The sequence below is a fragment of the Lentilactobacillus sp. Marseille-Q4993 genome (genome assembly GCF_951230165.1).
GTDB lineage: Bacteria > Bacillota > Bacilli > Lactobacillales > Lactobacillaceae > Lentilactobacillus.
In genome coordinates this window covers 1-1019 of the sequence record NZ_CATNVB010000074.1, presented here as the reverse complement: position 1 = coordinate 1019, position 1019 = coordinate 1, and the positions used below count along the sequence as shown (strand labels likewise).

Sequence of the window (1019 nt, the reverse complement as noted above, 5' to 3'; positions counted from 1 at the left end):
AACGCTGTTCGTTTGAACATTGTTGACTCAAACAACAAGCTTATCAAGTCAGTTGACTTTGCAGTTACTGGTGCTAAGAAGGGTGATACTTTAGGTAAATTCCTTCAAGACAAAGATACTGGTGTTTGGTCATGGACTTTGACTAACGACCAAGTTGCTGCTATCAACAGCCAAATCAACTCCGCATTAGCAGGTACTGGGTACTCAGTAAACGCTGCTAACTTCGCTTCAACATTAGCACAAGCTACAACTGGATCAACTGCTACTATTGCAGCAACTAAGGGTAACACTGTATATGAATCAGTTAAGGTATTCTCACGTAACTCAAACGCTGACGTCACAACTGGTGCTGACGCTATGACTTCATATGCTCCAGACACAACTGCTAACAATAAGGTTTCAAACCAAGTATTGAATGTTAAGTCAGGTAAGTTCACTGTAACTTACACACCAGCTGGTTCTGACCAAGCAAAGCCTGTTGAAATAAGCAGTGTTGACTTTACTAAGGCATTCAAGGATGATGGTTCTGTAGATGCTGCTGGCTTACAATCAGCATTGAAGGATGCGTTCGGTGTCAGCTCAACTGATAGTTTGACTAAGGAACAAGTAGCAGGATTCAACTCTGCTGTTAAAAAGTTTGCTGCTCACTACTACCTTCCAGTTGCTAACTTGAACCCTACTGACTTGTTCAGCGGTGCCCAAGGTTCGCAATACACTGCACAAAATGTCCTTGATTACTTGAAGAGCAAGAAACTTGATACTTTGAAGACTCCTATCTTCCCACAATTTAAGGAAGACGGAACTATCTCAGGTTGGTATCAATTAAGCTTAACTGCTTCATCAGCTAAGCAAGGTCAATTTGGAACTGGTAAGGCTCAAGCTGTATACTCATACAACGAGAACGCAGCTAGTTCAATTGCCACTTTACCTGGTACATCAACTTCTACCCCAGGTAACACTGTAAACCCACTTGGATAGTCCATTTATCTAAACAGGTCTCGAAAAGCAATCCTTTTTGG

General features: G+C 41.8%; 1 pseudogene. It reads left to right on the top strand.

Annotated elements, in window-relative coordinates:
• A pseudogene (locus QOW94_RS11055) lies at window positions 1–978 on the top strand (hypothetical protein); the annotation flags it as partial.
• Window positions 979–1019 lie beyond the last annotated feature (41 nt).